The following is a 17,056-nucleotide window of genomic DNA, read 5'->3' on the forward strand; positions in this document are numbered from 1 at the left end:
ATTACAATTGACCGACCCGGTACGCGAAAGGGTCGGATTATATCCGACCCACTTCAAAATTACAACTTACAGCTTGATTTCAACATCAACACCGGCTGGAAGATCCAGCTTCATCAATGCATCAACAGTCTTGTCAGTTGGGTCAACAATGTCCATCAGGCGTTGATGAGTACGAATTTCGAACTGATCACGGGATGTCTTGTTAACGTGTGGTGAACGCAGAATATCAAAACGCTCGATACGTGTTGGCAATGGCACAGGCCCCTTGACCACAGCACCAGTGCGCTTAGCCGTTTCAACAATTTCAAGCGCAGACTGATCAATCAGACGATAATCAAATGCCTTGAGGCGGATACGAATTTTTTGAGCTGCCATATTACTTTCCTTAAAGAGCGGTACTTCCAAAGAGCGAAAAGGCCGCAAGCATTAACGCTTGCGGCCTGACGGGATTAATTACTCAAGTACTTTAGCGACGACACCAGCACCAACGGTACGGCCACCTTCACGAATCGCGAAGCGCAGACCTTCTTCCATCGCGATTGGCGCGATCAGCGCTACCGTGATAGATACGTTGTCACCAGGCATGACCATTTCAGTACCCGCTGGCAGTTCTACTGCACCAGTCACGTCTGTGGTACGGAAGTAGAATTGTGGACGGTAGCCATTGAAGAATGGTGTATGACGACCACCTTCATCTTTACCCAACACGTAGATTTCTGCTGTGAATTTGGTGTGTGGCTTGATGGAGCCCACTTTAGACAACACTTGACCACGCTCAACTTCTTCACGCTTGGTACCGCGCAGCAGTACGCCTACGTTGTCACCAGCTTGACCTTGATCCAGCAGTTTGCGGAACATTTCAACGCCGGTACAGATGGTCTTCAGGGTTGGCTTCAGACCAACAATTTCGATTTCATCACCAACCTTGACGATGCCGCGCTCGATACGACCTGTCACTACGGTACCACGACCGGAGATGGAGAATACGTCTTCTACTGGCATCAGGAATGCGCCGTCAACAGCGCGCTCTGGGGTTGGGATGTAGCTATCCAGGGCGTCAGCCAAACGGAAGATGGCTGGTTCGCCAATTTCGGATTGGTCACCTTCCAGGGCCAGCTTGGCTGATCCGTGGATGATTGGGGTGTCGTCACCTGGGAATTCGTATTTGGAAAGCAACTCGCGCACTTCCATTTCAACCAGTTCCAGCAGTTCTGCGTCATCCACCATGTCTGCCTTGTTCAAGAAGACGACGATGTAAGGTACGCCCACCTGACGTGCCAGCAGGATGTGTTCACGTGTCTGGGGCATTGGGCCGTCAGCAGCGGAACATACCAGGATCGCGCCGTCCATCTGGGCAGCACCGGTAATCATGTTCTTAACGTAGTCGGCGTGGCCTGGACAGTCAACGTGAGCGTAGTGACGTGCAGCAGTTTCGTACTCAACGTGGGAGGTATTAATAGTAATACCACGGGCCTTTTCTTCCGGCGCGTTATCGATCTGGGAGTAGTCCTTGGCTTCACCACCAAATTTCTTGGTCAACACGGTAGTGATCGCAGCTGTCAGCGTGGTCTTACCATGGTCAACGTGACCAATCGTCCCTACGTTTACGTGCGGTTTCGTCCGCTCAAATTTACCTTTTGCCATTTCCGTTTCCTTTAATAATAGTGCTTATTTCTTGTTAATGATGGCTTCTGCCACGTTTCTTGGCGCTTCAGCATAGTGCTTGAATTCCATACTGTAGCTTGCACGACCTTGCGACAATGAGCGCACTACAGTGGAGTAGCCGAACATTTCAGCCAGAGGAACTTCAGCACGAATCACCTTGCCGCTTGCGTTATCTTCCATACCTTGAATCATACCGCGACGTGAAGACAAGTCACCCATCACATCACCCATATAATCTTCCGGGGTTTCAACTTCAACCGCCATCATAGGCTCCAGCAATATTGGATCTGCCTTGCGCATACCATCCTTGAAGCCGATCGAAGCCGCCATCTTAAAGGCGTTTTCGTTCGAGTCAACATCATGGTAAGAACCGTCAAACAAAGTAACCTTCACATCCACAACCGGGAAGCCTGCCAACACACCGCTAGGGATAGTTTCGCGCAGACCCTTTTCAACCGCAGGGATGAACTCACGAGGTACGGTACCACCCTTGATCTGGTCGACAAACTCAAAACCCTTACCAGGCTCGTTTGGCTCCATGATCAACCATACGTGACCGTATTGACCCTTACCACCAGACTGCTTAACAAACTTGCCCTCAACTTCAACTTTCTTCTTGATCGCTTCACGGTAAGCCACTTGCGGCGCACCTACATTAGCCTCAACGTTGAATTCGCGACGCATACGGTCTACCAGAATTTCCAGGTGCAACTCACCCATACCAGAAATAATGGTTTGATTGGTTTCTTCATCAGTGCGAACACGGAAAGACGGATCTTCTTGCGCCAGGCGGTTCAGGGCAATACCCATTTTTTCCTGGTCAACCTTGGTCTTTGGCTCAACAGCCACGTGAATCACAGGCTCAGGGAATATCATGCGCTCAAGGATGATGATGTGATCTGGGTGACACAAAGTATCACCAGTAGTCGCATCCTTCAGACCCACAGCCGCAGCGATGTCGCCGGCACGCACTTCCTTGATTTCCTCACGCTGATTAGCATGCATCTGCAAGATACGACCCAAGCGCTCTTTTTTGCCCTTGATCGGGTTGTAAACAGTATCACCCGAATTCACCACACCAGAATACACGCGGAAGAAAATCAACTGCCCAACAAATGGATCAGTCATGATCTTGAATGCCAGCGCAGCAAACTTTTCACTATCGTCAGCCTTACGCTCAACAATCACACCGTCGTCATCTTCACCCTTGACCGGCGGAATATCCACTGGCGATGGCAGGAAGTCGATCACGGCATCCAGCATACGCTGCACACCCTTGTTCTTGAACGCAGAACCGCACAACATAGGCTGAATTTCACCAGCCAGAGTACGCGCACGCAAGCCCTTAAGTACATCAGCCTCAGACAGATCGCCGTCTTCAAGGTACTTATTCATCAATTCTTCATTGGCTTCAGCAGCAGCTTCCACCATGTTTTCACGCCACTTGTTGCATACCTCAACCAGATCAGCAGGAATCTCGGAATAGTCAAACTTGGTACCTTGACTAGCTTCATCCCAAATGATCGATCTCATCTTCATCAAGTCAACCACACCAGTGAAGGTATCTTCTGCACCAATAGGCACGACAACCGGCACAGGATTCGCCTTCAGGCGTGTCTTGAGCTGATCATAAACCTTGAAGAAATTAGCACCGGTACGGTCCATCTTGTTAATGAACGCCAGACGTGGCACACCGTACTTGTTAGCTTGGCGCCATACAGTCTCAGATTGAGGCTGCACACCACCCACCGCACAGTACACCATACAGGCAGCATCCAACACGCGCATGGAACGCTCAACTTCAATCGTGAAGTCAACGTGGCCAGGAGTATCAATAATATTAATACGGTGCTCAGGGTAATTACCAGCCATACCCTTCCAGAAAGCAGTAGTAGCAGCAGAAGTAATAGTAATGCCGCGCTCTTGCTCCTGCTCCATCCAGTCCATGGTGGCAGCGCCATCATGCACTTCACCAATTTTGTGGTTTACACCGGTATAAAAAAGAATACGTTCAGTTGTCGTGGTTTTACCAGCGTCAATGTGCGCACTAATACCGATATTACGGTAGCGATCAATAGGAGTTTTACGAGCCACAGCGATTACCTTTTACTTTTGTTTACTATTGCTTTGTTAAATGGCTTAGAAGCGGAAATGTGAGAAGGCCTTGTTGGCTTCTGCCATACGGTGCACTTCTTCACGCTTCTTCATGGCAGAACCACGACCTTCAGATGCTTCCACCAACTCTGCCGCAAGACGCAAGCCCATGGACTTTTCGCCGCGCTTGCGAGCTGCATCACGCAACCAGCGCATTGCCAGTGCATTACGACGCGCAGGGCGCACCTCAACAGGCACCTGGTAGTTAGCACCACCAACACGACGGCTCTTCACTTCAACTACAGGGCGCAGATTACCGATAGCCAGAGTAAATACTTCCAGCGCATCCTTGCCACTCTTTTGTGTAATCTGATCAAATGCGCCGTATAGAATACGTTCTGCAACCGATTTCTTACCACCGGTCATCAACACATTAACGAACTTTGAAACTTCCTGACTACCGAACTTAGGATCAGGCAGGATGTTACGTTTGGGAACTTCTCTACGTCTTGGCATGGCTTTCTCGATTCCTTAAACTTTGGGCTGCTGGGATTAAGCAGCCTTAGGGCGCTTAGCACCGTACTTGGAGCGGGATTGCTTACGGTCTTTAACACCGGCAGTATCTAGGCTACCGCGTACCATGTGGTAACGCACACCCGGCAAATCCTTCACACGACCACCACGCAGCAGCACAACAGAGTGCTCCTGCAGGTTGTGGCCTTCACCGCCGATATAGCTAATTACTTCATAGCCATTCGTCAGACGAACCTTAGCAACCTTACGCAAGGCTGAGTTAGGCTTCTTAGGAGTAGTTGTGTAAACGCGAGTACATACCCCACGTTTTTGTGGGCAGCTCTCAAGCGCTGGAACTTTGCTCTTGGTGACTACTTTTTGGCGCGGCTTGCGCACTAATTGATTGGTGGTTGGCATAACCTTTAGCCTTTATATTTTAACCGCTAAAAATTACGGGATGGCGAAAGGCCATCCCGGAAAACTTAGCATTTTATTTAGCGTTCAATGTGTTGTCAAGCAACCTCAGGATTACCTGATATTTCTTCGACCTTCACTTCGTCAGCTTCTTCGATGAATGCAGGGGCAGAATCTACACCTGCGGCATTACGCCTACGTGTTTCATGGTAGGCCAGACCAGTACCTGCAGGAATCAAACGACCCACAATCACATTTTCCTTCAGGCCACGCAGCTCGTCGCGTTTGCCCAGAATTGCGGCTTCGGTCAGAACTCGTGTTGTTTCCTGGAAGGACGCTGCAGAGATGAATGAATCGGTAGATAGCGAAGCCTTGGTAATGCCCAGCAACACATACTCGAAACTTGCCGGACGCTGATCTTTATCTTCCGCCAGCACACGTTCGTTCTCTGTCAGCACATCAGCACGTTCAACTTGCTCACCCAGAATGAAGTTGGCATCACCAGGATCGGTGATACGAACACGACGCAGCATCTGACGTACGATGACTTCAATATGCTTGTCGTTGATCTTAACGCCCTGCAGGCGGTAAACGTCCTGCACTTCATCAATGATGTAACGCGCCAATGCCTCACGACCTTGCAGCCTCAAGATATCTTGAGGATCTGCCGGGCCATCAACAATACTTTCACCCTTGGTTACCACTTGACCATCATGCGCAGTCACGTGCTTGTCCTTAGGAATCAGGAACTCGTTGGACACACCGTCTAGGTCAGTGATGACCAAACGTTGCTTGCCCTTGGTATCCTTACCGAAGGAAATCGTGCCTGTCACTTCAGCCAGCAAGCCAGCATCCTTAGGTGAACGCGCCTCAAACAACTCAGCAACACGTGGCAGACCACCGGTAATATCACGGGTCTTGGAAGACTCTTGCGGGATACGTGCCAGCACTTCACCCACGCCTACTTCCTGACCATCCTTGACGGTAATAATGCAACCCAGCTGGAATGTCACATTAACTGAGACATCACCGCCAGCGACCTTGACTTCAACGCCATTGGCATCCAGCAATTTAACCTGAGGGCGCAGACCCTTGGACTGACCCGCACGCTGCTTGGGATCGATAACCACCAAGGAAGACAAGCCCGTCACTTCATCTACCTGCTTGGCGACGGTAACGCCTTCTTCCACGTTCTCAAACTTCACGCGACCAGCGTACTCGGTAATGATCGGACGAGTATGTGGATCCCATGTCGCCAGTGCCTGACCCGCCTTGACTTGCTTACCATCGGTAATTTGCAAGGTCGCACCATATGGCACCTTGTGACGCTCACGCTCACGGCCGTTTTCGTCCTGGATAATAGCTTCACCATTACGTGAAATCACAACCTGCTCGCTTCTGGCATTGGTGACATAACGCATAGTGGAAGTGAAGCGCACGATACCATTAGACTTGCTCTCAACCTGGCTCACAGAAGCCGCACGCGATACCGCACCCCCAATGTGGAAGGTACGCATGGTCAACTGAGTGCCTGGCTCACCAATGGATTGCGCAGCAATCACACCAACAGCTTCACCCATATTGATCAGGCGACCACGTCCCAAGTCACGACCATAACATTTGGCACAAATACCGTAGCGCGTATCGCAAGTCAGGGCAGTACGCACCTTGACTTCATCAATACCCAAGGCATCAATCTGTTCAACTTCATCCTCAGTAAACAGGGTACCCGCTGGATACACCACTTCCTGAGTTTCAAGATTCACCACATCCAATGCCGCTACGCGACCCAGGATACGATCATGCAATGGCTCAACCACTTCACCACCCTTGACCAGGGCCTTAGTAAACAGACCTTCTACGGTGCCGCAATCATGCTCGGTCACCACCAGATCCTGCGTCACATCAACCAGACGACGCGTCAGGTAACCGGAGTTAGCTGTTTTCAACGCAGTATCTGCCAGACCCTTACGCGCACCGTGGGTGGAAATAAAGTACTGCAATACGTTCAAACCATCACGGAAGTTAGCAATAATCGGCGTTTCAATGATGGAACCATCCGGCTTCGCCATCAGGCCACGCATACCAGCCAGCTGACGTACCTGAGCTGCGGAACCACGGGCACCAGAGTCGGCCATCATGTAAATCGCATTGAAGGATTCTTGCTTGATGTCCTTGCCGTCAGCATCCTTGGCGATCGAACCATCAGCCTCGTAGACCGTTTCTTCACGCAACTGCTTCATCATGGCGTCGGCCACCTTATCACCGGCACGACCCCAGATATCGACGACCTTGTTGTAACGCTCGCCCTGGGTCACCAGACCGGAGACGTACTGATCTTCGATTTCCTTCACTTCAGCTTCAGCAGAAGCAATCAACTGCTCCTTCTCAGGCGGAACCAGCATATCGTTGATACTGATAGAGATACCGGCACGTGTTGCATAGGTGTAGCCTGTGTACATCAGTTTGTCAGCGAAAATCACCGTTTCGCGAATGCCCACCTTACGGAAGCTGGCATTGATCAAGCGAGAGATTTCTTTTTTCTTCAGCGCCTTGTCAATCACACTGAATGACAGGCCTGGTGGCAGAATTTCTGACAACAGCGCACGACCCACCGTAGTTTCATAGCGGGTAATCTTTTCATGCTTCTGACCGTCCAGATCTACATCGTATTCACGGATACGTACTGTGATCCGTGCATGCAAATCAATCAGGCCGTTATCATAAACACGCTGGACTTCAGACACATTGGCAAAACGCATGCCTTCACCACGCGCAGACTTCTTCTCACGCGTCATGTAGTACAGACCCAACACGATATCCTGTGAAGGCACAATGATAGGTTCGCCGTTGGCTGGGGACAGCACATTGTTGGAGGCCAGCATCAGTGTGCGTGCTTCCATTTGCGCTTCCAGGCTCAATGGTACGTGAACCGCCATCTGGTCACCGTCAAAGTCGGCGTTGAAGGCAGCACACACCAATGGGTGCAACTGAATTGCCTTACCTTCAATCAAGGTCGGCTCAAAGGCCTGAATACCCAGACGGTGCAATGTAGGTGCACGGTTCAACAATACAGGATGCTCGCGAATCACGTCTTCAAGGATATCCCAGACTTCTGGTCCTTCCTCTTCAACCTTCTTCTTGGCCGCCTTGATGGTGGTTGCTAGACCTAACACTTCCAGCTTGTGGAAAATAAACGGCTTGAACAACTCAAGCGCCATTTTCTTCGGCAAACCGCACTGATGCAGCTTCAATTGCGGGCCCACCACGATCACGGAACGACCGGAGTAATCCACACGCTTACCGAGCAAGTTCTGACGGAAACGACCGCCCTTACCCTTGATCATGTCAGCCAGTGACTTCAATGGGCGCTTGTTAGCACCAGTCATGACCTTGCCGCGACGGCCATTATCCAACAAGGAGTCAACCGCTTCCTGCAACATACGCTTTTCGTTACGCACGATGATTTCTGGCGCCTTCAGCTCCAGCAAACGCTTCAAACGGTTGTTACGGTTAATTACACGGCGATACAGATCGTTCAGATCGGAAGTTGCAAAACGTCCACCATCCAGCGGCACCAATGGGCGCAATTCTGGCGGCAATACTGGCAACACTTCCAGGATCATCCATTCTGGCTTGATGCCAGACTTCTGGAAAGCTTCCAGCACCTTCAGACGCTTGGCCAGCTTCTTGATCTTGGCTTCAGAACCAGTTTCACCCAGTTCGCGGCGTAATCTTTCGATTTCAGTGTGTACGTCCATGGTACGCAGGAGCTCACGCACAGCTTCAGCACCCATCACAGCACTGAATTCATCGCCGTATTCTTCCACCTTGGCCAGGTAGTCATCTTCAGTCAGCAACTGAGCACGCGTTAGCGGTGTCATGCCTGGATCGATAACAATGTATGCCTCAAAGTAGAGCACGCGCTCAATATCACGCAAGGCAATATCCAGCACCATGCCCAAACGGCTTGGCAGGGACTTCAAGAACCAGATATGCGCGACCGGGCTGGCAAGCTCAATGTGCGCCATACGCTCACGACGCACCTTGGACAGGGTCACTTCAACGCCGCACTTCTCGCAGATTACACCGCGATGCTTGAGGCGCTTGTACTTACCACACAAACATTCATAGTCTTTGATCGGGCCAAAAATCTTGGCGCAGAACAAACCGTCACGCTCAGGCTTGAACGTACGATAGTTAATAGTCTCAGGCTTCTTGACCTCACCGTAAGACCAGGAGCGAATCTTCTCAGGAGATGCCAAGGCAATCTTGATGGCATCAAACTCTTCTTCCTGAGTGACCTGCTTGAATAAATCTAATAGAGCTTTCACGCGCGTTTCTCCTTAGTTGCGGTCAAGATCAATATCGATAGCGAGCGAGCGGATTTCCTTCACCAACACATTGAAGGACTCTGGCATGCCAGCGTCAATCTTATGCTCACCCTTAACGATGTTTTCATATACCTTGGTACGGCCAGATACGTCATCTGATTTGACCGTGAGCATTTCTTGCAAGGTATAGGCAGCACCGTAGGCTTCCAGCGCCCAGACTTCCATTTCACCAAAACGCTGACCACCAAACTGGGCTTTACCGCCAAGTGGCTGCTGAGTCACCAGCGAGTAAGGACCCGTAGAACGGGCATGCATCTTGTCATCGACCAAGTGATGCAGTTTCAGTACGTGCATATAGCCAACAGTGACCGGACGCTCAAAAGCCTCACCGGAGCGACCATCAAACAGTTTGACTTGAGTTTTGCCTGCAGCAAACTGAAGCTGCTTGGTACGTGCATCATCATCAGGGAAAGCCAGATCCAGCATGGCACGGATATCTGTTTCCGCTGCACCGTCAAATACAGGGGTTGCAAACGGCACGCCACCTTGCAGGTTCTTCGCGAGCTCGAACACTTCAATATCCGTCAAGGACTTGATGTCTTCACTCTTGCCACTGGTGTCGTTATAAATCTGCTCAAGGAACTTACGCACTTCCGTCGCCTTGGCTTGAGCCTGCAGCATGGCGTTGATACGAATACCCAAGCCTTTAGCGGCCCAACCCAGGTGCACTTCCAGAATCTGACCGATATTCATCCGTGAAGGAACGCCCAGCGGGTTCAGCACAATATCCATAGGGGTACCGTCTGCCATGTGCGGCATATCTTCAATCGGCACAATTTTGGACACCACACCCTTGTTACCGTGACGACCGGCCATCTTGTCACCAGGCTGGATGCGACGCTTGACTGCCAGGTAAACCTTGACCATCTTCTGTACACCAGGTGGCAACTCATCGCCCTGAGTCAGCTTGCGCTTCTTCTCTTCAAACTTGCTATCGAACTCGATACGCGCTTGTGACAAGCTGTCACGCAGCTGTTCCAGTTGACGTGCGGTCTCTTCTTCGCTGAGGCGAATATCAAACCAATCGTAACGTGGCAGGCTTTCCAGATATTCTGCAGAAAGTGTTTCGCCCTTCTTCAGTTTCTGTGGACCACCAGTCGCAACCTTACCTTCGATCAGGCGACGGATACGACCAAAAGCATCGTCTTCCACAATACGCATCTGGTCAGCCAGATCCTGCTTGTAGTTACCAAGCTGGTCATCAATGATTTGCTGCGCACGTGCATCACGATCAATACCTTCGCGTGTAAACACCTGCACATCAATCACGGTGCCGGACATGCCGGAAGGCACACGCAGGGAAGTATCCTTAACGTCAGAAGCCTTCTCTCCGAAAATGGCACGCAACAGTTTTTCTTCTGGTGTCAGCTGGGTTTCACCCTTAGGTGTCACCTTACCCACCAATACATCACCAGCTTCAACTTCAGCGCCGATATAAATAATACCGGAGTCATCCAGACGGCCCAGCATACGCTCGGACAGGTTGGAGATATCACGGGTAATTTCTTCAGCACCCAGCTTGGTATCACGGGCAACCACTGACAACTCTTCAATATGGATGGATGTGTAACGGTCATCCGCTACCACACGCTCCGAGATCAGGATCGAGTCCTCAAAGTTGTAGCCATTCCATGGCATAAATGCCACGAGCATGTTTTGCCCCAGTGCCAGCTCACCCATATCAGTGGATGCGCCATCGGCAATCACATCACCACGCGCCAGCACATCACCAATGTTGACCAATGGACGCTGGTTAATATTGGTATTCTGGTTGGAACGGGTGTACTTGATCAGATTGTATATATCAACACCGACTTCACCGGCTGCAGCTTCATCATCATGCACACGCACCACGATACGGCTGGAATCTACATAATCCACAATACCACCACGACGTGCAGTCACGACAGTGCCAGAGTCAACCGCAACAGTACGTTCAATGCCGGTACCCACGACGGCTTTTTCAGCACGCAGACATGGCACAGCTTGACGCTGCATGTTGGCACCCATCAAGGCACGGTTCGCATCATCGTGTTCCAGGAATGGAATGAGTGATGCCGCTACCGAAACGATCTGGCCTGGCGCGACGTCCATGTACTGAACACGGTCAGGCTGAGCCATCGTGAATTCGTTATGGTAACGCGCAGAGATCAGCTCCTCCCTGAAGCCACCCTTTGCATCCAGCTCAGAGTTAGCCTGGGCGATCATGTACTGGCTTTCCTCAATCGCGGAAAGGAAGTCAATCGTAGCACTAACCTTGTTGTCTTCAACACGGCGATAAGGCGTTTCCAGGAAGCCGTACTTATTAGTACGCGCATACAATGCCAATGAGTTGATCAGACCGATGTTCGGGCCTTCTGGTGTTTCAATCGGACAGACACGACCATAATGCGTGGTATGTACGTCACGCACTTCAAAGCCAGCACGTTCACGTGTCAAGCCGCCTGGTCCCAGAGCTGAAACACGGCGTTTGTGCGTGATTTCAGACAATGGATTGGTTTGATCCATAAACTGCGACAATTGTGAAGAACCAAAGAACTCACGAATCGCACTAGATACAGGCTTGGCGTTGATCAGGTCATGCGGCATCAGGTTATCTGATTCCGCCTGGCTCAAACGCTCTTTTACCGCACGCTCCACACGTACCAGACCAGCACGGAACTGGTTTTCAGCCAACTCACCCACGGAACGGATACGACGATTACCCAAGTGATCAATATCATCGATTTCACCGCGACCATTGCGCAGTTCAATCAATACAGCAATCACCGCCAGAATATCGTCATTGGCAAGTATGCCAGCACCTTCAGCACCTTGTGGACCGATTTTCTCATAGAAACGACGCAACCAGGCCGCTGTACGCTCTTCAATCTTCTCAGGGAAGGCGCGACGGTTGAATTTCATGCGACCAACAACAGACAGATCATAACGATCTTCATTGAAGAACAGACCTTCAAACAACGCCTGCACCGCATCTTCAGTTGGCGGCTCGCCAGGACGCATCATGCGATAAATGGCAACGCGTGCACTGTACTGATCCGGGATTTCATCAATACGCAATGTTTGAGAAATATAGTCACCATGATCAAGATCATTTGCATACAAAGTGCTGATCTTAGCTACTTCAGCTTCACGCAATTTATCCATCACAGATTCAGTGATTTCGTCGTTGGCATTGGCCACCACTTCACCAGTGGATTTATCAACTACACTTGCAGACAACGCACGACCCAAGATGAACTCTTCTGGGACGGTAATCTTGCTGATACCCGCTTTTTCCATTTCACGGATATGCTTGACAGTAATACGCTTATCCTTGGCAACAATGGCATTACCATCTTTGTCCAGGATATCGAATTTAGCGATTTCGCCACGCAGACGCTCAGGCACCAGTTCAAACTGGATACCCTTCTTAGCAATATGGAAGGTATCGAAATCGTAGAATGTTTGCAGAATCTGCTCTGGTGTATAACCCAGCGCCTTCAGCAGGATGGTGACCGGCATTTTACGGCGGCGATCCACACGGAAATACAGGTAATCCTTAGGGTCAAACTCAAAGTCCAACCATGAACCACGGTAAGGAATAATACGTGCAGAGAACAAGAGCTTGCCCGAGCTATGGGTCTTACCTCTATCGTGTTCAAAGAACACACCAGGACTACGGTGCAACTGGGAAACGATGACACGCTCTGTACCATTGATCACGAAAGAACCATTTTCGGTCATCAGAGGCAATTCGCCCATGTAGACTTCCTGCTCTTTCACTTCCTTGACCGTAGGCTTGGAAGCTTCTTTATCCATGATAGTCAGACGGACTTTGACTCGCAGAGGAGCTGCGTAAGTCAGGCCACGCTGCTGACATTCCTTGACGTCAAACGGCTCTTGACCAAGGTTATAACTGACAAAATCCAACCGTGCATTGCCAGAATGGCTGACGATAGGAAAAACCGAACTGAACGCTGCTTGCAGACCTGCATCTGTGCGCTTGTCAGCATGAACATCGGCTTGTAAAAATGCCGCGTAGGACTCCAATTGCATGGCGAGCAGGTAAGGAACTTCCTGCACGCTTTCGCGTTTGGCGAAACTTTTACGCAGACGTTTCTTTTCGGTAAAGGAATAGCTCATAGCATCTCCTGAGGATAGAGGGCAGAAGACAGCAGACCAAGAGGACTGCTGTCTTCTAACTTCTTAAAATGGTGAAGGCTGACAGTTTCCTGTCAGCCCATGCACTACGATTTACTGCGGTATTACTTAACTTCAACCTTAGCGCCAGCTTCTTCCAACTTCTTAGCAGCAGCTTCAGCATCAGCCTTGGAAACGCCTTCCTTAACAGCCTTAGGAGCAGCATCAACCAGGTCTTTAGCTTCCTTCAGACCCAGGGAAGTCAGTTCGCGAACAGCCTTAATAACGTTCACTTTGTTGTCGCCAGCTGAAGTCAGAACTACGTCGAACTCTGTCTTCTCAGCGGCGGCTGCACCAGCATCGCCACCAGCTGCTGGTGCAGCTACTGCAACAGCAGCTGCAGCTGCGGATACGCCAAACTTTTCTTCCAGATCTTTGATCAGTTCGGACAGTTCAAGAACCGTCAGGGAAGCGATAGCGTCAAGAATTTCTGCTTTAGATAATGCCATTTGTTAATACTCCTGATAAATATGATATTGATTAGGCTGCTTGCTTTTGATCGCGTACTGCAGCAAGACCACGTGCAAACTTTGTAGGTACTTCGTTAAGCGTACGTACAAATGTTGCGACTGGAGCCTGCATAGTACCGAGCAACTTGGCCAGCAACTCGTCACGGCTTGGCAAGGCGGCTAGGGCTTGAACACCCTTTGCATCAATAACCTTGCCTGGCAATGCGCCAGCCTTGATGACGAACTTGTCGTTAGACTTGGCAAAACCGCTCATTACTTTTGCCGCAGCAACTGGATCGGTAGAAATACCGAATACCAATGGACCGACCATGTCGTTCGCTAAATCAGAAAAATGGGTGCCGTCTACAGCGCGACGAACCAGCGTATTTTTCATAACACGCAGGTAAACACCTGATTTTCTGGCTTCAGCACGCAACTTGGTCATGTTGCCCACTTCGATGCCACGATACTCAGCAAGAACAATTGCCTGAGCCTGCGCGATTTGCTCGCTAACCTCAGCAACTACTGCCTTTTTCTGCTCAAGATTAAGACTCAAGGTCTTCTCCTTCCGTTAATTAAGCATTTGCAGAAATCTGCAAACACCTTCCACGGCGACCTTTCATCAGGAATATTAATATCCTGTTCCGGGCTACGCCATCTGCGTTGGATTCAGCTAGAACATTGCCTCAATTAAACCCTTGCGGGCTCCTACGGTCTTTGATAACCCCACAATCGAAATTGCGGGCCCAAAGTTCTTTTTTGGCGCCGGCATATCACCGGCGCACTCAATTGTTTAACCGAGGTTAAACTGATCCACACGCACACCAACACCCATGGTGCTAGAGACGGATACCTTCTTCAGGTATACACCCTTGGATGAAGCTGGCTTGGCTTTGCTCAGCGCATCAAGCAATGCAGCCAGATTTTCCTTCAGTGCATCAACACCGAAAGAAGCACGACCAATAGTGCAATGCACGATACCGCCCTTGTCAGTACGGTACTGCACTTGACCAGCCTTGGCATTCTTCACAGCAGTGGTGACATCAGGTGTCACAGTGCCAACCTTAGGGTTAGGCATCAGACCACGAGGACCAAGAACCTGACCTAGAGTACCAACAATACGCATTGCGTCCGGGGTTGCAATCGCAACGTCAAAGTCCAGGAAACCACCCTTAACTTGCTCAGCCAGATCTTCAAAACCAACGATATCTGCACCAGCTGCCTTAGCCGCTTCAGCTGCAGCACCCTGGGCAAATACAGCGATACGCTTGGTCTTACCCGTACCATTCGGCAATACCAGGGCGCCACGCACCAACTGGTCTGACTTACGTGCATCAATACCCAGATTGATCACGGCATCAACGGACTCATCAAACTTGGCAGTTGCAGCTTCCTTGACCAGAGTCAAAGCTTCAGCCACTGGATAGATCTTGTTACGGTCAACCTTGGCACGCAAGGCATCAATACGCTTAGAAACCTTAGCCATTTATATACCCTCCACTTCAATACCCATACTGCGTGCGCTACCTGCAATAGTACGCACCGCAGCATCCAGATCAGCAGCCGTCAAATCAGGTGCCTTAGTCTTTGCAATTTCCTCGGCTTGAGCGCGAGTAATCTTGCCAACCTTATCGGTATGAGGACGAGGAGAACCCTTATCAATCTTGGCTGCCTTCTTGATCAGGATAGTCGCCGGAGGCGTCTTCATGATGAATGTGAAGCTCTTATCTGCAAACGCCGTAATGACGACTGGAATTGGCAGACCTGGCTCCAAACTCTGCGTGGCTGCATTGAAAGCCTTACAGAATTCCATAATATTCAGACCGCGCTGACCCAATGCTGGACCAACGGGGGGACTTGGATTGGCTTTACCTGCAGGAATCTGCAACTTGATATAGCCTATAACTTTCTTTGCCATCTGGAACTCCTAATTTGGGTAATCGCGCTTGATATCAAGCTCCCCAGTTTAGATATGTAGTGCCTTACACTACGCCTGTCGCAAACCAACCATGTCGGAATGCGGAAAGCCGCACCCTGCCAAACGGCAGAGTACAGCTTAAAATTCTTACACTTCTTTTTCGATCTGACCGAAGTCCAGCTCAACCGGTGTTGCACGACCAAAGATCACTACAGAAACACGCAGCTTGCTCTTCTCGTAGTTGATATCTTCCACACTACCGGAGAAATCCTTAAACGGCCCATCAATTACCCGCACAGACTCACCCTTTTCAAAGGTCAGCTTCTGAGTAGGATTACTCTTACTGTCATCCATGCGCTGCAGAATGATCTCAACTTCTTTGTCCTTGATCGGCGTCGGCTTAAGCGCCGTACCACCAATAAAAGCTGTAACACGTGGCGTACTCTTAACTAGGTGCCAGCTCTGATCACTCATCTGCATTTGCACTAACACATACCCTGGATACAGTTTGCGCTCGGTGATGCTTTTGACACCATTCTTCATCTCGACCACTTCTTCTACCGGCACGAGAATTTCCCCGAACATATCACCGACATCAGAACGAGAAATACGCTCTTCCAATCCCTTTTTCACAGACTTCTCAAAACCAGAGAAAGCCTGCACTGCATACCACCGCATATCACTCATCAAGCGCCTCGCCCCATCAGATGCTTTACAGCCCACATAAAGCCAATATCAATAATCCAGAGGAAAATAGCCATGACAATCACCAGACCAAACACAGCCATAGTGGTTTGAATAGTCTCTTTGCGGCTAGGCCACACAACTTTCCGGGTTTCAATAACTGCCTCACGCGCAAACGTGAATGCATCCTGACCCAGCACAGTTGTCTTCAGCAATAACAATGCAAAAACAATCCCTGCCAGTACGGCCAGAATACGCAACACCAGCGCCTGATCAGCCAGCAAATAAAAGCCGGCAACACCAGCAGCAACAAGCAGCAGGGCGATTACCAGCTTAATTTTTTCGGTCATATTTTGCACTTAATATAATGGCAGGCCAGGAGGGCCTCGAACCCCCAACCCTCGGTTTTGGAGACCGATACTCTGCCAATTGAGCTACTGGCCTAAAAGCTTCTTTTTAATAATGCACAAGGACTGCACAACTGATACAGCCCCTGGCATTTACGAGTAATTACTCAAGTACTTTAGCGACGACACCAGCACCAACGGTACGGCCACCTTCACGAATCGCGAAGCGCAGACCTTCTTCCATCGCGATTGGCGCGATCAGCGCTACCGTGATAGATACGTTGTCACCAGGCATGACCATTTCAGTACCCGCTGGCAGTTCTACTGCACCAGTCACGTCTGTGGTACGGAAGTAGAATTGTGGACGGTAGCCATTGAAGAATGGTGTATGACGAC

Annotated in this window: 14 protein-coding genes and 1 tRNA gene; all 15 read right to left on the bottom strand. The window is 50.2% G+C overall.

The window, feature by feature from the left end; genetic code table 11:
* Window positions 1-66 precede the first annotated feature (66 nt).
* On the bottom strand, window positions 67-375 hold the full coding sequence (rpsJ, locus tag LG201_RS09375) for a 30S ribosomal protein S10 (RefSeq protein ID WP_011478646.1): 309 nt from the start codon (window positions 373-375) through the stop codon (window positions 67-69).
* Window positions 376-453: 78 nt separating this feature from the next.
* Window positions 454-1,644 (bottom strand): elongation factor Tu, encoded by a 1,191-nt coding sequence (gene tuf, locus LG201_RS09380; protein ID WP_226771878.1) that lies wholly within the window; start codon window positions 1,642-1,644, stop codon window positions 454-456.
* A 24-nt stretch (window positions 1,645-1,668) separates the two neighbouring features.
* Entirely contained in the window at window positions 1,669-3,759 is a 2,091-nt protein-coding gene (gene fusA / locus LG201_RS09385; RefSeq protein WP_226771879.1) for an elongation factor G, read from the bottom strand.
* A 45-nt stretch (window positions 3,760-3,804) separates the two neighbouring features.
* Entirely contained in the window at window positions 3,805-4,275 is a 471-nt protein-coding gene (rpsG, locus tag LG201_RS09390; protein WP_226757348.1) for a 30S ribosomal protein S7, read from the bottom strand.
* Between the two features lie 36 nt (window positions 4,276-4,311).
* Window positions 4,312-4,689 carry a 30S ribosomal protein S12 gene (gene rpsL, locus LG201_RS09395; protein WP_226771880.1) on the bottom strand — a complete coding sequence of 126 codons (378 nt, stop codon included), beginning with the start codon at window positions 4,687-4,689 and terminating at the stop codon, window positions 4,312-4,314.
* 95 nt (window positions 4,690-4,784) lie between these two features.
* A complete protein-coding gene (gene rpoC, locus LG201_RS09400) occupies window positions 4,785-9,020 on the bottom strand; it encodes a DNA-directed RNA polymerase subunit beta' (RefSeq protein WP_226771881.1) in 4,236 nt (1,411 codons plus the stop codon).
* A 12-nt stretch (window positions 9,021-9,032) separates the two neighbouring features.
* Window positions 9,033-13,205 carry a DNA-directed RNA polymerase subunit beta gene (rpoB, locus tag LG201_RS09405; protein ID WP_226771882.1) on the bottom strand — a complete coding sequence of 1,391 codons (4,173 nt, stop codon included), beginning with the start codon at window positions 13,203-13,205 and terminating at the stop codon, window positions 9,033-9,035.
* Window positions 13,206-13,327: 122 nt separating this feature from the next.
* Complete coding sequence (gene rplL, locus LG201_RS09410) at window positions 13,328-13,711, bottom strand: 50S ribosomal protein L7/L12 (RefSeq protein WP_226757345.1); 384 nt, start codon at window positions 13,709-13,711, stop codon at window positions 13,328-13,330.
* A gap of 31 nt (window positions 13,712-13,742) precedes the next feature.
* On the bottom strand, window positions 13,743-14,267 hold the full coding sequence (gene rplJ / locus LG201_RS09415; protein WP_226771883.1) for a 50S ribosomal protein L10: 525 nt from the start codon (window positions 14,265-14,267) through the stop codon (window positions 13,743-13,745).
* Window positions 14,268-14,504: 237 nt separating this feature from the next.
* Window positions 14,505-15,197, bottom strand: a complete 693-nt coding sequence (gene rplA / locus LG201_RS09420) for a 50S ribosomal protein L1 (protein WP_226771884.1) — start codon at window positions 15,195-15,197, stop codon at window positions 14,505-14,507.
* Window positions 15,198-15,629, bottom strand: coding sequence for a 50S ribosomal protein L11 (rplK, locus tag LG201_RS09425; protein WP_226771885.1), 432 nt, complete (start codon window positions 15,627-15,629; stop codon window positions 15,198-15,200).
* A 147-nt stretch (window positions 15,630-15,776) separates the two neighbouring features.
* Entirely contained in the window at window positions 15,777-16,316 is a 540-nt protein-coding gene (gene nusG / locus LG201_RS09430) for a transcription termination/antitermination protein NusG (protein WP_226771886.1), read from the bottom strand.
* Window positions 16,316-16,663, bottom strand: a complete 348-nt coding sequence (secE, locus tag LG201_RS09435; RefSeq protein WP_226771887.1) for a preprotein translocase subunit SecE — start codon at window positions 16,661-16,663, stop codon at window positions 16,316-16,318. Before secE ends, nusG begins: the two co-directional genes overlap by 1 nt.
* A gap of 18 nt (window positions 16,664-16,681) precedes the next feature.
* Window positions 16,682-16,757 (bottom strand) — tRNA-Trp (locus LG201_RS09440).
* A 66-nt stretch (window positions 16,758-16,823) separates the two neighbouring features.
* Window positions 16,824-17,056 (bottom strand): EF-Tu C-terminal domain-related protein (locus LG201_RS09445; protein WP_449811352.1); only part of this gene is annotated, 233 nt, incomplete at its 5' end.

The sequence above is a fragment of the Methylobacillus gramineus genome (assembly GCF_020532675.1).
GTDB classification, from domain to species: domain Bacteria; phylum Pseudomonadota; class Gammaproteobacteria; order Burkholderiales; family Methylophilaceae; genus Methylobacillus; species Methylobacillus gramineus.

What these genes read in the sequence shown, in the direction of transcription:
- rpsG (WP_226757348.1), bottom strand. Translation starts at nt 4,275, where the DNA reads ATGCCAAGACGTAGAGAAGTTCCCAAACGTAACATCCTGCCTGATCCT.
- secE (WP_226771887.1), bottom strand. Translation starts at nt 16,663, where the DNA reads ATGACCGAAAAAATTAAGCTGGTAATCGCCCTGCTGCTTGTTGCTGCT.
- rplA (WP_226771884.1), bottom strand. Translation starts at nt 15,197, where the DNA reads ATGGCTAAGGTTTCTAAGCGTATTGATGCCTTGCGTGCCAAGGTTGAC.
- tuf (WP_226771878.1), bottom strand. Translation starts at nt 1,644, where the DNA reads ATGGCAAAAGGTAAATTTGAGCGGACGAAACCGCACGTAAACGTAGGG.
- nusG (WP_226771886.1), bottom strand. Translation starts at nt 16,316, where the DNA reads ATGAGTGATATGCGGTGGTATGCAGTGCAGGCTTTCTCTGGTTTTGAG.
- rplK (WP_226771885.1), bottom strand. Translation starts at nt 15,629, where the DNA reads ATGGCAAAGAAAGTTATAGGCTATATCAAGTTGCAGATTCCTGCAGGT.
- rpsL (WP_226771880.1), bottom strand. Translation starts at nt 4,689, where the DNA reads ATGCCAACCACCAATCAATTAGTGCGCAAGCCGCGCCAAAAAGTAGTC.
- rpsJ (WP_011478646.1), bottom strand. Translation starts at nt 375, where the DNA reads ATGGCAGCTCAAAAAATTCGTATCCGCCTCAAGGCATTTGATTATCGT.
- rpoB (WP_226771882.1), bottom strand. Translation starts at nt 13,205, where the DNA reads ATGAGCTATTCCTTTACCGAAAAGAAACGTCTGCGTAAAAGTTTCGCC.
- rplL (WP_226757345.1), bottom strand. Translation starts at nt 13,711, where the DNA reads ATGGCATTATCTAAAGCAGAAATTCTTGACGCTATCGCTTCCCTGACG.